This window comes from Streptomyces sp. NRRL F-5122, from assembly GCF_001507435.1.
GTDB lineage: Bacteria > Actinomycetota > Actinomycetes > Streptomycetales > Streptomycetaceae > Streptomyces > Streptomyces lannensis.
In genome coordinates this window covers 191582-212238 of record NZ_LMWH01000290.1, presented here as the reverse complement: position 1 = coordinate 212238, position 20657 = coordinate 191582, and the positions used below count along the sequence as shown (strand labels likewise).

General features: G+C 70.1%; 13 protein-coding genes and 1 pseudogene. 8 read left to right on the top strand and 6 right to left on the bottom strand.

From position 1 onward, the window contains the following. Positions 1-84: 84 nt before the first annotated feature. Positions 85-3225 (bottom strand): isoleucine--tRNA ligase, encoded by a 3141-nt coding sequence (gene ileS, locus ADL25_RS42090; protein WP_059133218.1) that lies wholly within the window; start codon positions 3223-3225, stop codon positions 85-87. Between the two features lie 1423 nt (positions 3226-4648). Here ileS and ADL25_RS47445 point away from each other — a divergent pair. From ADL25_RS47445 to ADL25_RS42060, 6 genes are all read left to right on the top strand, one after another. Then, positions 4649-5503, top strand: coding sequence for a TraR/DksA family transcriptional regulator (locus ADL25_RS47445; protein ID WP_308119795.1), 855 nt, complete (start codon positions 4649-4651; stop codon positions 5501-5503). An 82-nt stretch (positions 5504-5585) separates the two neighbouring features. Next, on the top strand, positions 5586-6212 hold the full coding sequence (lspA, locus tag ADL25_RS42080; protein WP_059133217.1) for a signal peptidase II: 627 nt from the start codon (positions 5586-5588) through the stop codon (positions 6210-6212). A 52-nt stretch (positions 6213-6264) separates the two neighbouring features. Continuing rightward, positions 6265-7209 carry an RluA family pseudouridine synthase gene (locus ADL25_RS42075; RefSeq protein WP_059133216.1) on the top strand — a complete coding sequence of 315 codons (945 nt, stop codon included), beginning with the start codon at positions 6265-6267 and terminating at the stop codon, positions 7207-7209. Next, entirely contained in the window at positions 7206-7673 is a 468-nt protein-coding gene (locus tag ADL25_RS42070) for a GNAT family N-acetyltransferase (RefSeq protein WP_059133215.1), read from the top strand. Before ADL25_RS42075 ends, ADL25_RS42070 begins: the two co-directional genes overlap by 4 nt. An 87-nt stretch (positions 7674-7760) precedes the next feature. Further along, positions 7761-9344, top strand: a complete 1584-nt coding sequence (locus tag ADL25_RS42065) for a Na+/H+ antiporter (protein ID WP_059133214.1) — start codon at positions 7761-7763, stop codon at positions 9342-9344. Positions 9345-9427: 83 nt separating this feature from the next. Beyond that, a complete protein-coding gene (locus ADL25_RS42060; RefSeq protein WP_059133213.1) occupies positions 9428-10168 on the top strand; it encodes an SDR family NAD(P)-dependent oxidoreductase in 741 nt (246 codons plus the stop codon). Between the two features lie 12 nt (positions 10169-10180). Here the strand turns inward: ADL25_RS42060 and ADL25_RS42055 are convergent, their stop codons facing one another. Continuing rightward, on the bottom strand, positions 10181-11284 hold the full coding sequence (locus tag ADL25_RS42055; RefSeq protein ID WP_059133212.1) for a mechanosensitive ion channel family protein: 1104 nt from the start codon (positions 11282-11284) through the stop codon (positions 10181-10183). A 104-nt stretch (positions 11285-11388) separates the two neighbouring features. Here ADL25_RS42055 and ADL25_RS42050 point away from each other — a divergent pair, with 104 nt between their 5' ends. Continuing rightward, positions 11389-11958 (top strand): dienelactone hydrolase family protein, encoded by a 570-nt coding sequence (locus tag ADL25_RS42050; RefSeq protein WP_059133211.1) that lies wholly within the window; start codon positions 11389-11391, stop codon positions 11956-11958. Between the two features lie 40 nt (positions 11959-11998). On the opposite strand, the gene ADL25_RS42045 is transcribed toward ADL25_RS42050, so the two are convergent. The 4 genes and pseudogenes from ADL25_RS42045 to ADL25_RS42030 form a co-directional block, all read right to left on the bottom strand. Beyond that, complete coding sequence (locus tag ADL25_RS42045) at positions 11999-13660, bottom strand: alkaline phosphatase D family protein (RefSeq protein ID WP_059133210.1); 1662 nt, start codon at positions 13658-13660, stop codon at positions 11999-12001. A gap of 105 nt (positions 13661-13765) precedes the next feature. Further along, positions 13766-14578 carry a DsbA family protein gene (locus ADL25_RS42040; protein ID WP_059133209.1) on the bottom strand — a complete coding sequence of 271 codons (813 nt, stop codon included), beginning with the start codon at positions 14576-14578 and terminating at the stop codon, positions 13766-13768. Between the two features lie 73 nt (positions 14579-14651). Next, positions 14652-15339: pseudogene (locus ADL25_RS42035) on the bottom strand (hypothetical protein). A gap of 83 nt (positions 15340-15422) precedes the next feature. After that, a complete protein-coding gene (locus tag ADL25_RS42030) occupies positions 15423-16757 on the bottom strand; it encodes a DUF2252 domain-containing protein (RefSeq protein WP_059133208.1) in 1335 nt (444 codons plus the stop codon). A gap of 327 nt (positions 16758-17084) precedes the next feature. Between ADL25_RS42030 and dnaE the strand changes: the two genes are divergently transcribed. Beyond that, positions 17085-20624, top strand: coding sequence for a DNA polymerase III subunit alpha (gene dnaE, locus ADL25_RS42025; RefSeq protein ID WP_059133298.1), 3540 nt, complete (start codon positions 17085-17087; stop codon positions 20622-20624). The last annotated feature ends 33 nt before the right edge of the window (positions 20625-20657 follow it).

The following is a 20657-nucleotide window of genomic DNA, read 5'->3' as shown; positions in this document are numbered from 1 at the left end:
GGGAGCGGTTGTGCGTACGCACACCACGCCGAAGGCCCGGGCCCGCCATGATTTTTCCGGCAGGCGCGGGCCTTCGTATGTGTCCTACGCCTTGCGCAGGCGGAACGTCAGGGCGAGGCCTTCGTCCGCGAACGGCGCGCCGTAGCTGTCATCCGCCTCGCCCTGGGCGAAGTCCGTGGCGAGCACCTCCTCGGCGATCAGGTCCGAGTGCCGGCTCAGGGCCGCGATGACCGCCGGCTCGGTCGCGGTCCACCGGAGCGCGATGCGGTCGGCGACGTCCAGGCCGCTGTTCTTGCGGGCCTCCTGGATCAGCCGGATCGCGTCACGGGCGAGACCCGCCTGGCGCAGCTCCTCGGTGATCTCCAGATCCAGGGCGACCGTAGCGCCGGAGTCGGACGCCACTGACCAGCCCTCGCGCGGGGTCTCCGTGATGATCACCTCGTCGGGGGCGAGTGTGACCGTCTCCCCGTCGACCTCCACCGACGCCGTGCCTTCCCGCAGGGCCAGGGACAGCGCCGCCGCGTCCGCGTTCGCGACGGCCTTCGCCACCTCCTGCACGCGCTTGCCGAAACGCTTGCCGAGGGCGCGGAAGTTCGCCTTCGCCGTCGTGTCGACGAGCGAGCCGCCGACCTCGGCGAGAGAGGCGAGCGCCTCGACGTTCAGCTCCTCCGTGATCTGCGAGTGCAGCTCCGGGTCCAAGGTCTCGAAGCCGGCCGCCGCGATCAGCGCACGGGACAGCGGCTGGCGCGTCTTGACGCCCGACTCCGCGCGCGTCGCGCGGCCGAGCTCCACGAGACGGCGCACCAGCACCATCTGCCGGGACAGCTCCGGGTCGATCGCGGCCAGGTCCGCCTGCGGCCACGAGGCCAGGTGCACGGACTCGGGGGCGCCGGGGGTCACCGGCACGACCAGGTCCTGCCAGACCCGCTCGGTGATGAACGGGGTGATCGGCGCCATCAGCTTGGTGACCGTCTCGAGGACCTCGTGCAGCGTGCGCAGCGCCGCCTTGTCGCCCTGCCAGAAGCGCCGGCGCGAGCGGCGGACGTACCAGTTCGACAGGTCGTCGACGAAGGCCGACAGGAGTTTGCCCGCGCGCTGGGTGTCGTACGACTCCAGCGCCCCGGTCACCTGGTCGGTGAGCGCGTGCAGCTCGGACAGCAGCCAGCGGTCCAGCACCGGGCGGTCGGCCGGGGCCGGGTCCGCCTCGCTCGGGGCCCAGCCCGAGGTGCGGGCGTACAGGGCCTGGAACGCGACGGTGTTCCAGTAGGTCAGCAGCGTCTTGCGGACGACCTCCTGGATCGTGCCGTGGCCGACGCGCCGGGCCGCCCAAGGGGAGCCGCCCGCGGCCATGAACCAGCGCACCGCGTCCGCGCCGTGCTGGTCCATCAGCGGGATCGGCTGGAGGATGTTGCCGAGGTGCTTGGACATCTTGCGGCCGTCCTCGGCGAGGATGTGGCCCAGGCACACGACGTTCTCGTACGACGACTTGTCGAAGACCAGCGTGCCGATCGCCATCAGCGTGTAGAACCAGCCGCGGGTCTGGTCGATGGCCTCAGAGATGAACTGCGCCGGGTAGCGGGACTCGAACAGTTCCTTGTTCTTGTACGGGTAGCCCCACTGCGCGAACGGCATCGAGCCGGAGTCGTACCAGGCGTCGATCACCTCGGGCACACGCGTGGCCGTCCCGCCGCACTGGGGGCAGCCGAAGGTCACCTCGTCGATGAACGGGCGGTGGGGGTCGAGTGCCGACTGGTCGGTGCCGGTCAGCTCGCCGAGCTCGGCACGGGAGCCCACGACGGTGAGATGGTCTTCCTCGCACCGCCAGATGGGCAGCGGCGTGCCCCAGTAGCGGTTGCGGGACAGCGCCCAGTCGATGTTGTTGGTCAGCCAGTCGCCGTACCGGCCGTGCTTGACCGTCTCCGGGAACCAGTTGGTCTTCTCGTTCTCCTCGAGAAGGCGGTCCTTGACGGCCGTGGTGCGGATGTACCAGGACGGCTGCGCGTAGTACAGCAGCGCGGTGTGGCAGCGCCAGCAGTGCGGGTAGCTGTGCTCGTACGGGATGTGCTTGAAGAGCAGGCCGCGCTGCTGGAGGTCCTCGGTGAGCCGCTCGTCCGCCTTCTTGAAGAAGACGCCGCCGACCAGCGGGACGTCCTCTTCGAAGGTGCCGTCGGGGCGCACCGGGTTGACCACGGGCAGGCCGTACGCGCGGCAGACCTTGAGGTCGTCCTCACCGAAGGCGGGGGACTGATGGACCAGACCCGTGCCGTCCTCGGTGGTGACGTAGGTGGCGTTCACCACGTAGTGGGTGCCGCCCGGGGTCTGCGGGAACTCCACCAGCTCGAAGGGCCGTTGGTACGTCCAGCGCTCCATCTCGGCGCCGGTGAAGGAACGGCCCGTTGACTCCCAGCCCTCGCCGAGCGCCTTGCCGAGGAGCGGTTCGGCGACGACGAGCTTCTCCTCGCCGTCGGTCGCGACGACGTAGGTGACGTCGGGGTGGGCGGCGACCGCGGTGTTGGAGACGAGCGTCCACGGCGTCGTCGTCCACACCACGAGCGAGGCCTCGCCGGCCAGCGGACCGGACGTGAGCGGGAAGCGGACGTAGACCGACGGGTCCACGACCGTCTCGTAGCCCTGCGCAAGCTCGTGGTCCGACAGGCCCGTGCCGCAGCGGGGGCACCAGGGGGCGACGCGGTGGTCCTGGACCAGCAGGCCCTTGTTGAAGATCTCCTTCAGCGACCACCAGACGGACTCGATGTACTCAGGCTCCATCGTGACGTAGGCCTCGTCGAGGTCGACCCAGTAGCCCATGCGGGTGGTCAGCTCGGAGAAGGCGTCGGTGTGCCGGAGGACGGACGCGCGGCACCTGGCGTTGAACTCGGCGATGCCGTACGCCTCGATGTCCTTCTTGCCGCTGAAGCCGAGCTCCTTCTCCACCGCCAGCTCCACCGGGAGGCCGTGGCAGTCCCAGCCGGCCTTGCGGGCCACGTGGTAGCCGCGCATCGTGCGGAAGCGAGGGAAGACGTCCTTGAAGACGCGGGCCTCGATGTGGTGGGCGCCGGGCATGCCGTTGGCGGTGGGCGGGCCTTCGTAGAACACCCACTCGGGGCGGCCCTCGGACTGCTCCAGGCTCTTGGCAAAGATCTTCTGCTCGCGCCAGAAGTCGAGCACCGCGTGCTCGAGCGCGGGCAGGTCGACCTGGGCGGGCACCTGGCGGTACTGCGTCATCGATCTTCCTCCGGCGGACGTGCTGCCTTCCGTCGGAGGGACGAGAGCCGGGAATCGTCTGCCTTCCCCGAACGCCGTGTGCGGCGCGCTCCCGCGGTACCACCCTCCTTGGCCCTCCGGTGCGTGCATGCACCGGTGGACCCCCTCATTGGGGTCGCGATGCCGGTTCTAGCGGCCTTCGACCTGGGGCGGGACCCCTGTCCGAGGCTTTCTTCCGGCGGCTCCGGGGTGATCTTCACGTCGCGCTCGCCCCCGGGCTTCCACCGTCCCCGGGTCGCTCCTGGCTGCGTACGGCGCTACTCGTCCCCATCCACGCTTTTCGCTCCGCCCAGTGTACGGCGCCGCACCGACGTCGGCCGACCGGTTTTGCTCCCTCGGAGGCAGGGCGCGGGACGGGCCCGCAGGTGACCCGAATGGCGCGACCCCCGCTGTCCGGATCCCGGGACGCCGGGCGCGGCGGATTACGCAGCGGAGAGCTGGGCACAACGGATGCAGGCTCGCCGTGCGGCTCGCGTGCGGCGGGCGATTTCGGTGGCGTGCCCCGTTGCCGCGGACCAGAAGTCGATTTATCGTCCCAGCACGATTCGCGCGCAAGATCACAATATGTGAAGGGGCCGCGGCCATGGTGGCGAAGAAGACCGCCGTACAGCAGTCGCCGACCGGCAGAACCGCCGGTGCGGCAGGCTCCGGCGTGTCGGCGGCCCCTGACGTGCGCGGGAGGAACAGCGCCCACGCGGCGCTGAGCCGGACGGCCGGACTGGTCCGCAGGCTAGGGGCAACCGTGGGCGGTGTCGCCGGGGTCGGCAGGGAGCCCGCGGGTGCCGCGGAGAGGGCCGCCCGGCAGCGGGCGGCCGCGAACCGCGAAGCCGCGGCGGGCCCGCGGGGAGGCCGCGCGAAGGCCTCCGCCGGTCGGGCGCGGGCGGGCCGGAAGCCCGGGGTCGGACGGGCACCTGCTGTACAGGCGGCCGCCTCCGCCTCGACAGGTGGGGCGGGGAAGGTGTCGGTGAAGTCCGGGACCAGGAAGTCGCCCGTCGGGAATGTCGGGAATGTCCGGAGCGCTGAGAACGCTGGCACCTCCGGAACCCGGACGGCCGCCGGCAGGCCGGCCGCCCGGAGGGCGGCTTCGGGAAAGGCCGCCGCCGCGGGCGCCCCCCGCGGCACGGCTGCGAAGAAGGCGACCGCGAAGCCGTCGACTGCCGGGACGGCCGGTGGGAAGTCTGCTTCCGGAACGGCAGGCACGAAACCGGCCGCCGGGAGGAGGCCCGCGGGCAAGGAGCCGGCCTCCGGGAAGCAGGTCCGGGCCGGTGCCGCCGGGAACCCGGTGGCGCCGAGGAAAGCGGCCGTAAGGAAGAGCCGAGGAGAGGAGGAAGGCGGTCCCGAGGGACCTGAGGGGAAGAAGTCGGCGGCCGACAGGAAGAGAGCGGTGACCGCCACCACCGCGAAGAAGTCGGCAGCGAAGAAGTCCGGCGCCAAGGAGGCAGCGGTGACCAGCACCGTGGTGAAGAAGGCGACAGCGGCGAAGAAGCCCGTCGCCGAGAGGGCGGCGGCGAGCGCCGTCGCCGAAGGGGCTTCGTCGAAGAAGCCCGTCGCCAAGAAGGCACCGGGCAAGAAGGCGCCGGCCAAGAAAGCCGTCGCCAAGAAGGCCGTCGCCGGGAAGACGGCCAAGGCCACGGCCTCGAAGAGCGCCGCCGGTAAGGGCGGCACCACGAAGAGCACCCCCACCAAGAGCGCGGCCAAGAAGAGCACGGCCAAGAAGGCGGCCGCGGGAAAGGTCGCCAAGCAGACGGGAGCCACGACGGTGGTTGCGAAGAAGACTCCTGGCACGGCCACAGCGGCGACGAACCCCACCGCGGTCCCCAAGGCGAGGTTCGCCGCGTTGGAGCCCGGCGAACTGGCGGTGCGCGCCGGTGAGGACCCATGGACTCCCGAGGAGGTGGCGGAGGCACGCGCGGAGCTCCAGTCCGAGGCGATGCGGCTGCGCGGTGAGATCGACGCGTCCGAGCAGGCGGTGGTGGGGCTGATGCGCGACTCCGGGGACGGCGCCGGCGACGACCAGGCGGACACCGGCACGAAGAACATCACACGCGAGCACGAGCTGGCGCTCGCCGCCAACGCGCGCGAGATGCTCGAGCAGACCGAAAGGGCCCTGGACCGTCTCGACGCCGGCACCTACGGACTGTGCGAGAGCTGCGGGAACCCCATCGGCAAAGCCCGTATGCAGGCCTTTCCACGGGCCACGCTGTGCGTGGAGTGCAAGCAGAAGCAGGAACGCCGGTAGTGATCCTCTCCTCAACGCCTGGTGGGGCCGGGTGGTGCCGTACTCTCGTCCTCAGTGAGGGCACCTAGGTTGAGGGACTGACGTGGCAGAGGCGGAGCGCATCATCGGTACGCCGGACATCCCAGACGCGTCGGGGGCCGGGCCGGAGCAGTCCGAGGAACGGGCCCAGGCGGACGGCTCCGGCGCGAACGAGGCGGGGTCCGGCGTCGCCGACCGCCCGAAGGGCAGGCGCCGCATCGCGGTCCTCTTCGGGGTCGCCGCCTTCGCCTACGCCCTCGACCTGGTCAGCAAGCTGGTCGTGGTCGCGAAGCTGGAGCACCACGCGCCGATCGAGGTCATCGGCGACTGGCTGAAGCTCGAGGCCATCCGCAATCCGGGCGCCGCCTTCGGATTCGGCGAGGCATTCACCATCATCTTCACCGTGATCGCGGCCGCCGTGATCGTGGTGATCGCCCGCCTCGCACGCAAGCTCTACAGCCTGCCGTGGGCGGTCGCGCTCGGCCTGCTGCTCGGCGGCGCCCTGGGCAACCTCACCGACCGGATCTTCCGCTCGCCGGGCGTCTTCGAGGGCGCAGTCGTCGACTTCATCGCGCCCAAGCACTTCGCCGTCTTCAATCTTGCCGACTCGTCGATCGTGTGCGGCGGCATCCTGATCGTGCTGCTCTCCTTCCGCGGCCTCGATCCGGACGGAACGGTCCACAAGGACTGAGCGTCCGAGGCTCTCGTACGGGGCTGTCCGACCCGTCCGGCATACTCGACGGGTGAGCACGCTTCCCGAGATCCGCACCCTGCCCGTACCCGACGGCCTGGAGGGCGAGCGCGTCGACGCCGCCATCTCCCGGATGTTCGGCTTCTCGCGTACGAAGGCGGCGGAGCTGGCCGCCGCCGGCAAGGTCCAGGTCGACGGCGCGGTGGTCGGCAAGTCCGAGCGGGTGAGCGGCGGGGCCTGGCTCGAGGTGGAGATGCCCCAGGCGCCCGCGCCGGTGCAGGTGGTGGCGGAACCCGTCGAGGGCATGGACATCGTGCACGACGACGAGGACGTGGTCGTGATCGTGAAGCCGATCGGCGTGGCCGCGCATCCGTCCCCAGGCTGGTCGGGCCCGACCGTGATCGGCGGTCTGGCCGCCGCCGGGTACCGCATCTCGACCTCGGGTGCCGCCGAGCGCCAGGGCATCGTGCACCGGCTCGACGTGGGCACCTCGGGCCTGATGGTCGTGGCCAAGTCGGAGCACGCGTACACGTCGCTCAAGCGCCAGTTCAAGGAGCGCACGGTCGACAAGCGCTACCACACGCTCGTCCAGGGCCATCCCGACCCCACCAGCGGAACCATCGACGCGCCCATCGGACGCCACCCCACGCACGACTACAAGTGGGCGGTCACGGCCGAGGGCAAGCCGTCCGTGACTCACTACGACCTGATCGAGGCCTTCCGCTCGGCCTCCCTGCTCGACGTCAAGCTGGAGACCGGGCGCACCCACCAGATCCGCGTCCACATGGCCGCCCACCGGCACCCGTGTGTCGGCGACCTGACCTACGGCGCGGACCCGACGATCGCCAAGCGGCTCGGACTGACCCGTCAGTGGCTGCACGCCGTGCGCCTGGGCTTCGAGCATCCGGGGGACGGGGCGTGGGTGGAGTTCGCGAGCGCCTACCCCGCCGACCTCCAGAAGGCGCTGGACAAGGTACGTGAGGAGAGCTGGGCATGACCGCGGCGTACGTGGTGCGGACAGCCGAGGACCCCGCCGACCGTGAGGCGTGCTTCACGGTCCGCAAGGAGGTCTTCGTGAGGGAGCAGGGCGTTCCCGAGGACATCGAGTACGACGTCCACGACGCCGACGCGGTCCATGTGCTGGCCGTGCGTGACGACGGCATGCCGCTCGGCACCGGGCGCCTGCTGTTCGGGGAGGCGGCCGCGGCGAAGAACGGCGGTGACCCGTCCGTGGGGTCCCTCGGCCGGCTCGCCGTGACCCGGGAGGCGCGCGGCCTCGGCGTCGGTGCGGCGCTGGTCCGGGCGATCGAGGACGCGGCATGCGCGCGTGGCCTGACGGCGGTGGACCTGCACGCGCAGACGCATGCGCTGGGGTTCTACGAGCGGCTCGGTTACGAGGCGTACGGGCCCGAGTTCCCGGACGCCGGGATACCGCACCGGTCGATGCGGCGCCCGCTGTAGACGGGGAGCGCCGAAGAGCCCCGCGGGAGGTCGACATGGCAGGCTTGGGGTCTGCCGTGTGAACGTCGAACCGCCGGAGCGCTCACCGTGGATCAACTGGCCCTGATGCTCCTGCTGCTGCTCGGGGCCGTGGTGAGCGTCCCGGTCGGGGACCGGCTGGGAGTACCCGCTCCGGTGCTGATGACGCTGCTCGGGATCGTGCTGGCACTGCTGGACTTCGTGCCGAACGTCAACATCCCGCCCGAGCTCATCCTGCCCGCACTGCTGCCGCCGCTGCTGTACGCCGCGGCGCGCCGGACCTCCTGGCGCCAGTTCGCGGCCAACAAGCGGCCGATCTTCCTGCTGGCCGTGGCCCTGGTGTTCGTGACCACGGTGTGCGTCGCAGCGGTGGCCCACGCGATCGTGCCGGGGCTGCCGATCGCCGCCGCGGTCGCCCTCGGTGCGCTGGTGGCGCCGCCCGACCCGGTCGCGGCCACCGCCGTGGCGGGGCAGCTCGGACTGCCCCGCAGGCTGGTCTCGATCCTGGAGGGGGAGGGCCTCTTCAACGACGTGACGGCGATCGTGCTCTACCACGTCGCGATCGCCGCCGCCGTCAGCGGAACGTTCTCGTTCCCGGACGCCGCGCTGGAACTGGTGCTCTCCGCGATCGTCGCCCTGGTCGTCGGCCTGGTGCTCGGCTGGGCCGCCAGCAAGCTGCTGGACCTGCTCAACGACGCCACCCTCCAGGTCGGCCTGACGCTTCTGGTGCCGTATGCGGCCTACGTCCTGGCCGAGGAGCTGCATGGCTCCGGTGTCCTGGCCGTGCTCGTGACCGCGCTGTTCCTCGCCGAGGCCCGGGACCCGGACGACGTGCTGATGCGCCTGGCCGGGCACACGTTCTGGGAGGTGGTCGACACCCTGGTCACCGGGATCGCGTTCGGGTTGATCGGGCTGGAGCTGCACCAGGCGATCCGGACGGCGTCCGGGCGGTGGGACCGGATGCTCGTCTGGGCCGCGGCGATCGTCGGCGTCGTGGTGGTCGTACGGCTCGTGTATCTGCTGCCCGCGACCTGGCTCACCAAGCGGATGCACGCGATGCGGGACTACGACGAGGACATCCCCATGTCCTGGCGGGAGACCGTCGTGATGTGGTGGGCGGGGATGCGCGGCGTGGCCTCGGTGGCGCTGGCCCTCGCCATTCCCCTGACGATGGACGACGGGTCGCGCTTCCCCGACCGGGACGAGATCGTGTTCATCGCCTTCGGAGTGATCATGGCGACGCTGGTGCTCCAGGGGCTGACGCTGCCGTGGCTGGTGCGGAGGCTGGGGGTGCGGGCCGACACGGTGAAGGAGAAGGAGTTCGAGAGGGTGCTTGCGGTCCGCGCGGCCAAGGCGGCGAAGCGGAGGCTCAAGGAGATCGAGGACGTCGAGGAGCTCCCGGAGGAACTGTCCGAGCAACTGCTGCGGCGGGCCTCCGACATCGGGGTGCGCATCAGCCCCGAACTCGCGGACGAGGAGCGGCGCGAGGCGCACCAGCAGCGTGCCAAGCGGCTGAAACGGCTGCGCAGGATCCAGGGTGAGATGCTCAGCGCGGCCCGGCACGAGGTGCTGGCGGCCCGCAGCGAACCGGGGTCGGACCCGGAGGTCGTCGACCGGGTGCTGCGCCACCTGGACGTGCGCAGCCTGCGCTGACCGCCGCGCCGGGCCGGCGACGCGTCCCGGGTGCCCGGGGGAAACAACCGTCCCGCGGATGCCCGGCTTTGTACGATCGGATCATGGCGCGCAATGTGGTGATCAGTGGTGGCGGCACGGGGATCGGGCTGGCGGCGGCGCGGGCGTTCGCGTCGGACGGGGATCGGGTGCTGCTCCTCGGCCGGCGTGCGGAGGTGCTGGAGAAGGCCGAGGTGCCCGGCGCGCTCACCTACGCGGCCGACCTGAGCGACCCCGGCGCGGTGCGCGGGGTCGCCCGCTTCGTGGCCGACGAGCTCGGCACCGTGGACGTCCTCGTCAACAGCGCGGGCGGAGCGGGCAATCTGGAGCCCGCGGCCGGCTCCGAGGACGTGCTCGACGCCGTGGCGCACACCTGGACCGTCAACTTCCGGCTGAACGTGCTGACCGCGACCCTGCTCACGGAGGCCCTGCGCGAGCGGCTCGCCTCGCCCGGCGGGCGCGTGCTGTTCCTCAGCTCCATCGCCGCCTACCGGGGCTCAGGCAGCGGGGCGTACGCCGGGTCCAAGGCGGCGCTGCACCCGTACGCCTTCGATCTGGCCCGCGAACTGGGACCGCGCGGGATCACGGTGAACGTGGTCGCGCCCGGCTATGTCGAGGACACCGGGTTCTTCGGCGACGCGATGAACCCGGCGCGGCGCGAACGACTCATCGCGGAGACGTCGACCGGCCGCGCCGGGACGCCCGGCGACATCGCCGAGACCCTGCACTGGCTGGCGTCCCACGGAGCGGGACACATCACCGCACAGGTGATCCAGGTCAACGGCGGTGCCGAACGGGGGCACTGACGGCCCGGCGCCTCAGCCCCGGCTCGTCCGCGACTCGTACGCCCTGCGGGCCGCTTCGGGCGACCTGTGGCCGTTCGCGCCGGGCGGGGGCACCGCGTCCGCCGTGTTGACCCGCGGCAGTGCGTAGGGGTGCTCTTCCGTCAGCCAGCGGATCATCTGTTCGCGGACCGTGACCCGGACCGTCCAGATGTCGTCCGGGTCCTTCGCCGTCACCAGCGCCCGTACCTGCATGGTGTTGGGCGTCGTGTCGGTGACCTGGAGACCGAGGGCGCGGCCGTCCCAGGCCGGGCACTCGCGCAGGATGTCGCGGAGCCTTTCGCGCATCGCCTCCACGGGCGCGGCGTGGTCGACGTGGAAGTAGACGATGCCCGTCATCTGCGGGCTGCCGCGCGACCAGTTCTCGAACGGTTTCGAGGTGAAGTACGACACCGGCATGGTGATCCGGCGCTCGTCCCACGTCCGCACCGTGAGGAAGGTGAGCGTGATCTCGTCGACCGTGCCCCACTCGCCGTCCACCACGACCGTGTCGCCGAGCCGCACCATGTCGCCGAACGCGATCTGCAGACCGGCGAAGAGGTTGGCGAGCGTGGACTGCGCGGCGACACCGGCGACGATGCCGAGGATGCCGGCCGACGCCAGCAGCGAGGCGCCGGCCGCGCGCATCGCGGGGAACGTCAGCAGCATGGCGGAGACCGCCATCACGCCGACCACGGCCGCCACCACCCGCATGATCAGCGACACCTGGGTGCGCACACGGCGGACCCGGGCCGCATCGTGGTGGGCGCGGGCGTAGCGGGTGTACGAGGTCTCGACGATCGCGGCGGCGATCCGAATCACCAGCCACGCGGCCGCACCGATCAGCACCAGCGTCAGGGTCCGGCCGACCCCGACCCGATGCTCCTCGAGGAGTTTCGCCTCGTCGTAGGAACCTCTCAGCAGGGCGGCGCACAGGACGAGCTGGTAGGGGATGCGGCCGCGACGGAGCAGGCCCCACAGGGGCGTCTCGGGGTGCCGGCCGTTCGCCTTGCGCAGCAGGATGTCCGTGCCCCACCCGATGAGCAGTGTGAGCACGACCGTGCCGCCGACGACGATCACCGGGCGCAGTACGTTCTCCATGCCTTCGAACGTAACCGCACGAAGCCATGATGAACATGTGACCCGGATCCACCCCGGAACACGCCGGCCACGGCACGGTCCGTAACGGCTGGCACGATGGACTCATGAACATCATGCTCTTCCACTCGACGTACGGACTGCGGCCGGCCGTCCGGGCCGCCGCCGACCGGCTCCGCGCCGCCGGGCACGAGGTGTGGACCCCCGACTTGTTCGACGGCCGCACCTTCGAGACGGTCGAGGAGGGCATGGCGTTCAAGGACGAGATCGGCAAGGAGGAGCTGCTCAAGCGAGCCGTCCTGGCCGCTGCGCCGTACTCGGAGCGAGAGCTCGTGTACGCGGGGTTCTCACTGGGCGCCGCCACCGCGCAGACCCTGGCTCTCGGCGACAGCAAGGCCCGTGGGCTTCTGCTGCTGCACGGCACCTCGGACATCGCGCCGACCGCCTCGGTGGACGACCTGCCGGTCCAGCTGCACGTCGCGGAGCCCGACCCGTTCGAGACGGACGACTGGCTGAGCGCCTGGTACCTGCAGATGGGCAGAGCGGGAGCCGACGTGGAGATCTACCGTTACGCGGGCGCCGGCCACCTCTACACCGACCCCGGTCTGCCGGACTGGGACGAGGAGGCGGCCGAGGCCACCTGGCGGGTGGCGCTCGGCTTCCTCGACAGCCTGTGAGCGGACTTGCCTGCCTGGATCACATCGCGCGGGGCGAGGATCACACCGGGTCGTAGGTGCGCTCCACCTTCTGCGTGCCGCTGCGGGTGCGGTACGAACGCGCCCACGAGGAGGTGGCGTTCGGGTTGGTGCGGTCGGACAGGACGTAGTAGTCCATCTGCGCCCGCTCGGCGGTGATGTCCAGGACTCCGTAACCGTGGCGATCGGTGTCCACCCACTGGACGTGCCGGTTGGCCGCGCGGATGACCGGTGAGGCCAGCGCGGAGACGGTGCCCTCGGGGACCTTGACGATGTCGTCGAGGTTGTCGGAGGTGACCGATGTGACCACGAACTCGGTGCCGGCCGAGGGGGACAGCGGATACGTACCGGCGTCGACGGGTATGTCGTTGGCCCACGCCATGTGGATGTCGCCGGTCAGGAAGACCGTGTTGCGGATGGCGTTGTCCCGCAGGTGGGCGAGGAGTTCCCGGCGGTCGTCCGTGTAGCCGTCCCACTGGTCGGTGTTGAGGGCGATGCCCTCCTGCGGCAGGCCCAGCAGCTTCGCCAGCGGCTTGAGCAGGTCGGCGGTGAGCGAGCCGACGGCGAAGGGCGAGATCATCACCGAGTTGCCGACCAGCCGCCAGGTGGTGTCCGAGGACTTCAGGCCCGCCTTCAGCCAGTCGAGCTGCGCGCGTCCCGTGATGGTGCGGTTCGGGTCGTCGACCGAACCGCTCGCCGTGGACGCCTGCTGCGAGCGGAAGGAGCGCAGGTCGAGCAGCGAGAGGTCGGCGAGCCTGCCGAAGCGCAGCCGGCGGTAGGTGGTGCCCTCGACCGCCGGGCGGACCGGCATCCACTCGAAGTACGCCTGCTTGGCGGCCGCCTTGCGGGAGGTCCAGGTGCCCTCGGCACCCTCGGCGTGGTTGACCGCGCCGCCCGACCAGGCGTTGTCGGCGAACTCGTGGTCGTCCCAGATCGCGATGACCGGCGCCTTGTGGTGCAGGGCCTGGAGGTCGGGGTCGGTCTTGTAACGGGCGTGCCGGACACGGTAGTCGGCGAGCGTGATGATCTCGTGGGCCGGGGAGTGCGGGCGGACGACCGTGCCGCGGGTCCCGTACTCACCGCTCTTGTACTCGTAGATGTAGTCGCCCAGGTGCAGCCACGCGTCCAGGTCGCCGCGGGCGGCCAGGTGGCGGTACGCCGAGAAGTAGCCGGCCTCCCAGTTGGCGCAGGAGACCACGCCGAAACGCAGTCCGGGCACCGTGGCGCCCGCGGCCGGGGCCGTGCGGGTGCGGGCGACGGGGGAGTCGGTGTCGCCGGCGGAGAAGCGGAACCAGTAGTCCGTGGCGGGCGCGAGACCGCGAACGTCGGCCTTGACCGTGTGGTCGGAGGCGGCGGTGGCGGTGACGGACCCCTTGGCGACGATGTCGGTCAGCGCCTTGTCCCTGGCGATGACCCAGCCGACCTCGGTGTCCGGGCCGGTCCCGGATCCGGGCAGTGCCTCGGCGGTGGGCGTCACCCGGGTCCACAGCAGAACGCCGTCCGGCAGCGGGTCGCCCGAGGCCACGCCGTGCAGGAAGGCGGGCGCGTCGGTGGCGGCACGGGCCGGGAGGGCGGCGGCGATCGGAACACCCAGGACGGCGGTGGCGGCAGCGGCCTTGACGACCGTACGGCGGCGCGGGGAGAGGGAATTGCCACTCTCGGATGATCTGTATCGACTGGTCACGGCCGATCAGATTACTGACCGGTACGCATAAAGAGCGGGCGAACATGGAAAGTTCGCCCGCTCTTTGTCCTCCGGACCCCGGGGCCGGACCGCCGGGGCCGGGGGTCAGCCCTGGGTCGCCTTGTCGATCGCCGTGGTGAACTCCGCCACGGTCATGGGCGCGTTCTGGCCGTCGGAGCCGGTGATCGTCTTGCCGTCCATCTTCAGGGTCGGAGTGCCCTGCACACCGCTCTTGTTGAAGACGTCGGACATGTCCAGCGCCCACTTGTCGTAGGTGCCGTCCTTCACGGCCTTCTGGAAGGCGGCATTGCCCTTGAGGGCGGACACGGTGTCAGCGACCTTGATCAGGTAGCTGTCGTCCTTGAACTTGTCGTCGGTCTCGTCGGGGTGCCACTGCTTGGAGTAGAGCGCCGTCTTGTACTCGAGGAAGGCCTCGGGGCTCACGTTCAGTGCGGCGCCCATGGCGCTCAGGGCGTTCTTGGAACCCTCGCCCTGGGAGTTGTTGTCGATGAACGAGGCGCCGAAGTACTGGATCTTGAACTTGCCGTCGTCGACGTCCTTCTTCACGGTCGCGCCGACGGTCTGCTCGAACTGGGCGCAGATCGGGCAGCGCGGGTCCTCGTACATCTCGAGGGTCTTCGGGGCGGTGCTCTTGCCGATGACGACGGTCGTGCCGTTGGTGCCGCTGGTGTTGGCCGGCTTGACGAGCTTGTCGTCCTTGGCCGCCTCCCAGTAGCCGGGCTTGTTGTTCTGGACGACGGCGTAACCTATGCCGCCGGCGGCGGCCAGGACCGCGACGACCGAGGCGGCGACGATGACCTGACGCTTCGCCTTGTCGCGTTTGGCCTGGCGCTCGCGCTCCTGACGCAGCCGCTCACGGGCCGCCGTCTTCGCCTCCTGGGCGTTGCGCTTGCTCATCGGGTGCTCTCCATGGGGATGTGCGCACGTGCGGTGCGCGGGATGGGTGGGGGTCTTCCGGTGCTCGGGTGGTTCAGGCGAAGGCGACCGAGCGCGGGGGACCCCGCCGTCCCAGGGAGTGCACGAACAGGCGGGTACGCGTGGTGACGGCGCGGTGGGCGGGGCGCGGGGCCCGGCGTGCGGGGGGAGAGCCGCACCGAGACCGCGGCGACGGCGACCAGCAGCGGCCGGAAGGTGGTGGCGGCCGCGGCGCGCAGCAGGTCGGCCAGCGCCCGCTCGCCCCTGCGCAGCCAGGCGGCCGCGAGGAGCCCCACACCGACATGCGCGGCGAGCAGCAGCCAGGCGGTGGCCGGATCCGCCTGCGCGAGCAGCGCCGCGACCCGGTCGGTGCCGGTGCCGGTGACCCGGGTCAGCGGTGTGCCCACGGTGCCGCCGCTGCACAGTACGTCCAGGCCGACCGAGCGCAGTGGACCGGTGACCGGGCCGCCCGCCCTGCCGTAGCAGGCGTGCTGGCCCGCGGTGAACACCGTGTCCGCGGTGAGCTCCAGGGGCACCAGCAGGGCCGCGATCTTCCCGAAGCCGCGCTCGCGGCCCGCCAGCGCGTAGGCCACGACGAAGACGGCGCCGGCGATCGCGGCGACCGTCCCCATCGGCAGCGGGACCTCGGACAGCAGCACGTGCGACGCGGTGCTGAGCGTCACGACCACGGCCGTGAACAGCGCCGCGCGCACGGCTCTGAGCTGGGTCCCGGATATGTCCATAGCGGTGAGAGTGTCGCATGCGCTCCCGTAAGGGGCCCTTAAAGGGGGGCCAGGTGTTACGGGAGCGTTGTGCGCCCTTTCGGCTAGGAGGGCCGCAGGCCGGGGATCCGGCCGTTGCGGAACAGGTCCACGAAGATCTGGTGGTCGGTACGCGCGCGTGCCCCGTACTCGTGGGCGAAGTCGGTCAGCAGTTCCGGGAAGCCCGGCTCGTCGGCGGCGATCGCGGCGTCGATGGCCCGCTCCGTGGAGAAGGGCACCAGGGACTCGCCGGACTGGTCGTCCGCCGCCGCGTGCATGGCCGCCGTGGCGCGGCCCAAGTCGGCGACGACCGCAGCGATCTCCTCCGGGTCGTCGATGTCGCCCCAGTCCAGGTCCACGGCGTACGGCGACACCTCGGCGACCAGCTGGCCCGAGCCGTCCAGCTCGGTCCAGCCCAGCCACGGGTCGGCGTGCGCCTGCAGGGCCCGTTGGGAGATCACCGTGCGGTGGCCCTCGTGCTGGAAGTAGTCGCGGATCGCCGGGTCGCTGATGTGACGGGAGACGGCCGGGGTCTGGGCCTGCTTGATGTAGATCACCACGTCGTTCTCCAGGGCGTCGCTGTTGCCCTCGAGAAGGATGTTGTAGGACGGCAGGCCCGCGGAGCCGATGCCGATGCCGCGGCGGCCGACCACGTCCTTGACGCGGTAGGAGTCCGGGCGCGCCAGGGACGACTCCGGCAGCGTCTCCAGATAGCCGTCGAAGGCGGCGAGCACCTTGTAGCGGGTGGCGGCGTCCAGCTCGATGGAGCCACCGCCGGGCGCGAACCGCCGCTCGAACTCGCGGATCTCCGTCATCGAGTCCAGCAGTCCGAAGCGGGTCAGCGAGCGGGCGTCGCGCAGCGCGTCCAGGAGCGGGCCCTGCGCGGTGTCCAGCGTGAAGGGCGGCACCTCGTCCCGCTTGGCGCCGGTCGCGAGGGCGTGGATGCGCTCGCGGTAGGCCGCGGCGTAGATCGTCACCAGCTCGGTGATCTGCTCGTCGCTGAGGGCCTTCGCGTACCCGATCAGCGCCATGGAGGCCGCGAAGCGCTTCAGGTCCCAGGTGAAGGGGCCGACGTAGGCCTCGTCGAAGTCGTTCACGTTGAAGATCAGGCGGCCCGTGGAGTCCATGTACGTGCCGAAGTTCTCGCCGTGCAGATCGCCGTGGATCCACACCCGGGAGGTGCGGTCGTCCAGGTACGGGCCGCCGCGCTTCTCGGAGTCGAGGTCGTGGTAGAAGAGGCACGCCGTGCCCCGGTAGAACGCGAACGCGGAAGCCGCCATCTTGCGGAACTTCACGCGGAACGCGGCCGGGTCGGCGGCGAGCAGCTCGCCGAAGGCGGTGTCGAAGACGGCGAGGATCTCCTCGCCGCGTTGCTCGGCGCTGAGCTGCGGGACCGACATCGCTGGGTGCCTCCAGGTGCAGGTGGTGCGTGACGTGTGGGACGGGGCGTCCGTCCCCTTCCAACGGACGACGGTACGCGGGAGTGCCCGTGACCCTCGCACGAGGACACGGGCGGTCAGGCCCGTGTCCGTCGCATGAAGATACGGGCGCACGGCCGGTGCCCGCCGCGCGAAGGTGCGGGTGCGTGGTCCGTGTCCCCCGGATGAAGGTACGCGTGGAAGGCCGTCGGGTGTCAGTGCCGAGGCATAGACTTCGACGCTGTCCCCCAGACTGTCCGCAGCCTGTCGGACCCCCGTTGACGTCCGTTCTCCTTGGAGGCCGAAGCCGTGTCGAAGCCGCCGTTCACGCACCTGCACGTCCACACCCAGTACTCGCTGCTGGACGGTGCCGCGCGGCTGAAGGACATGTTCAACGCGTGCAACGAGATGGGCATGACGCACATCGCCATGTCGGATCACGGCAACCTCCACGGGGCGTACGACTTCTTCCACTCCGCGAAGAAGGCCGGGATCACCCCGATCATCGGCATCGAGGCGTACGTCGCGCCCGAGTCCCGGCGCAACAAGCGCAAGATCCAATGGGGCCAGCCGCACCAGAAGAGAGACGACGTCTCCGGTTCCGGCGGTTACACCCACAAGACGATGTGGGCGGTGAACAGGACCGGCCTGCACAACATCTTCCGCCTGTCCTCGGACGCGTACGCCGAGGGCTGGCTGCAGAAGTGGCCGCGTATGGACAAGGAGACGATCTCCCAGTGGTCCGAGGGGATCGTCGCCTCCACCGGCTGCCCCTCGGGCGAGGTGCAGACCCGGCTGCGCCTCGGCCACTTCGACGAGGCGCTGAAGGCCGCCGCCGAGTACCAGGACATCTTCGGCAAGGACAAGTACTTTCTGGAGCTCATGGACCACGGCATCGAGATCGAGCGCCGGGTCCGCGACGGCCTGCTGGAGATCGGCAGGAAGCTCGGCATCCCGCCGCTGGTCACCAACGACTCGCACTACACGTACGCCCACGAGGCGGGAGCGCACGACGCCCTGCTGTGCATCCAGACGGGCAAGAACCTCTCCGACCCGGACCGCTTCAAGTTCGACGGCACCGGCTACTACCTGAAGTCCACCGACGAGATGTACGCCGTCGACTCCTCGGACGCCTGGCAGGAGGGCTGCGCCAACACGCTCCTCGTCGCCGAGATGGTCGACACGACGGGCATGTTCGAGAAGCGTGACCTCATGCCCAAGTTCGACATCCCCGAGGGCTACACCGAGGTCACCTGGTTCAAGGAGGAGGTCCGCCGCGGCATGGAGCGCCGCTTCCCCGGCGGCATCCCCGAGGACCGCCAGAAGCAGGCCGACTACGAGATGGACGTCATCATCTCGATGGGCTTCCCGGGCTACTTCCTCGTCGTCGCCGACTTCATCATGTGGGCCAAGAACAACGGCATCGCGGTGGGTCCCGGCCGTGGTTCCGCGGCCGGTTCGATCGTCGCCTACGCCATGGGCATCACCGACCTGGACCCGATCCCGCACGGCCTGATCTTCGAGCGGTTCCTCAACCCCGAGCGCATCTCGATGCCCGACGTCGACATCGACTTCGACGAGCGCAGGCGCGTCGAGGTGATCAGGTACGTGACGGAGAAGTACGGCGCCGACAAGGTCGCCATGATCGGCACGTACGGCACCATCAAGGCCAAGAACGCGATCAAGGACTCCGCGCGCGTGCTGGGCTACCCGTACGCGATGGGCGACCGCATCACCAAGGCCATGCCGGCCGACGTCCTCGGCAAGGGCATCCCGCTGTCCGGCATCACCGACTCCAGCCACCCCCGGTACTCGGAGGCGGGCGAGGTCCGCGGGATGTACGAGAACGAGCCGGACGTGAAGAAGGTCATCGACACCGCCAAGGGCGTCGAGGGCCTGGTGCGGCAGATGGGTGTGCACGCGGCCGGTGTGATCATGTCCAGCGAGACCATCACCGAGCATGTGCCCGTCTGGGTGCGGCACACCGACGGCGTGACCATCACCCAGTGGGACTACCCGAGCTGCGAGTCGCTCGGCCTGCTGAAGATGGACTTCCTCGGTCTGCGCAACCTGACGATCATGGACGACGCCGTCAAGATGGTGAAGTCCAACAAGGGCGCGGACATCGACCTGCTGAGCCTCCCGCTGGACGATCCCAAGACCTTCGATCTGCTCCAGCGCGGTGACACCCTCGGTGTCTTCCAGTTCGACGGCGGGCCCATGCGCTCCCTGCTGCGTCTGATGAAGCCGGACAACTTCGAGGACATCTCCGCCGTCTCGGCCCTGTACCGCCCGGGCCCGATGGGCATGAACTCGCACACCAACTACGCCCTGCGCAAGAACGGCCAGCAGGAGATCACGCCGATCCACCCGGAGCTCGAGGAGCCGCTCAAGGAGGTTCTGGACGTCACCTACGGCCTGATCGTCTACCAGGAGCAGGTGCAGAAGGCCGCCCAGATCATCGCGGGCTACTCGCTCGGCGAGGCCGACATCCTCCGCCGCGTGATGGGCAAGAAGAAACCGGAGGAACTGGCGAAGAACTTCACCATCTTCCAGACCGGCGCGCGCAAGAACGGCTACAGCGACGAGGCCATCCAGGCCCTGTGGGACGTACTGGTCCCCTTCGCCGGCTACGCGTTCAACAAGGCCCACTCGGCCGCGTACGGCCTCGTGTCGTACTGGACCGCCTATCTGAAGGCGAACTACCCCGCCGAGTACATGGCCGGGCTCCTCACCTCGGTCAAGGACGACAAGGACAAGTCGGCCGTCTATCTGAACGAGTGCCGTCGCATGGGCATCAAGGTGCTCCCGCCCAATGTGAACGAGTCGGAGTCGAACTTCGCCGCCCAGGGCGACGACGTGATCCTCTTCGGCCTCTCCGCCGTGCGCAACGTCGGTACGAACGTCGTCGAGTCGATCATCAAGTGCCGCAAGGCCAAGGGGAAGTACGCCACCTTCCCGGACTACCTGGACAAGGTCGAGGCGGTGGTGTGCAACAAGCGCACCACGGAATCGCTGATCAAGGCGGGCGCCTTCGACACGATGGGGCACACCCGCAAGGGGCTCACCGCGCAGTACGAGCCGATGATCGACAACGTGGTCGCGGTCAAGCGCAAGGAGGCCGAGGGGCAGTTCGACCTCTTCGGCGGTCTCGGTGAGGAGCAGAGCGACGAGCCCGGCTTCGGCCTCGACGTCGCGTTCACGGACGAGGAGTGGGACAAGACCTATCTCCTCGCCCAGGAGCGGGAGATGCTCGGTCTGTACGTCTCCGACCACCCGCTCTTCGGCCTGGAGCACGTGCTCTCCGACAAGGCCGACGCGGGCATCGCCCAGCTCACCGGAGGTGAGCACGCTGACGGTGCGGTCGTGACCATCGGCGGCATCATCTCCGGCCTGCAGCGCAAGATGACCAAGCAGGGCAACGCGTGGGCGATCGCGACGGTCGAGGACCTCGCGGGCTCCATCGAGTGCATGTTCTTCCCGGCGACCTACCAACTTGTGTCGACCCAACTCGTCGAGGACGCCGTCGTGTTCGTCAAGGGCCGCCTCGACAAGCGCGAGGACGTGCCCCGGCTGGTCGCGATGGAGCTGATGGTCCCCGACCTGTCGAACGCGGGCACCAACGCGCCCGTGGTGCTCACCATCCCGGCGACCCGGGTGACCCCTCCCATGGTGAGCCGGCTCGGTGAGATCCTCAGCCAGCACAAGGGCGACAGCGAGGTCCGCATCAAGCTCCAGGGCCCGCGCAAGACGACCGTCCTGCGCCTGGACCGGCACCGGGTCAAGCCGGATCCGGCGCTCTACGGGGATCTGAAGGTTCTGCTCGGCCCTTCCTGCCTGGCCGGCTGACCGCCGGCGGCGAGGCGACCGCGGCCCGGTGAG

Bases quoted from the DNA above. Each gene is read 5' to 3' on its own strand.
- ileS (WP_059133218.1), bottom strand. From the start codon at position 3,225: ATGACGCAGTACCGCCAGGTGCCCGCCCAGGTCGACCTGCCCGCGCTC.
- ADL25_RS42070 (WP_059133215.1), top strand. From the start codon at position 7,206: ATGACCGCGGCGTACGTGGTGCGGACAGCCGAGGACCCCGCCGACCGT.
- ADL25_RS42060 (WP_059133213.1), top strand. From the start codon at position 9,428: ATGGCGCGCAATGTGGTGATCAGTGGTGGCGGCACGGGGATCGGGCTG.
- ADL25_RS42055 (WP_059133212.1), bottom strand. From the start codon at position 11,284: ATGGAGAACGTACTGCGCCCGGTGATCGTCGTCGGCGGCACGGTCGTG.
- ADL25_RS42050 (WP_059133211.1), top strand. From the start codon at position 11,389: ATGAACATCATGCTCTTCCACTCGACGTACGGACTGCGGCCGGCCGTC.
- ADL25_RS42040 (WP_059133209.1), bottom strand. From the start codon at position 14,578: ATGAGCAAGCGCAACGCCCAGGAGGCGAAGACGGCGGCCCGTGAGCGG.
- ADL25_RS42030 (WP_059133208.1), bottom strand. From the start codon at position 16,757: ATGTCGGTCCCGCAGCTCAGCGCCGAGCAACGCGGCGAGGAGATCCTC.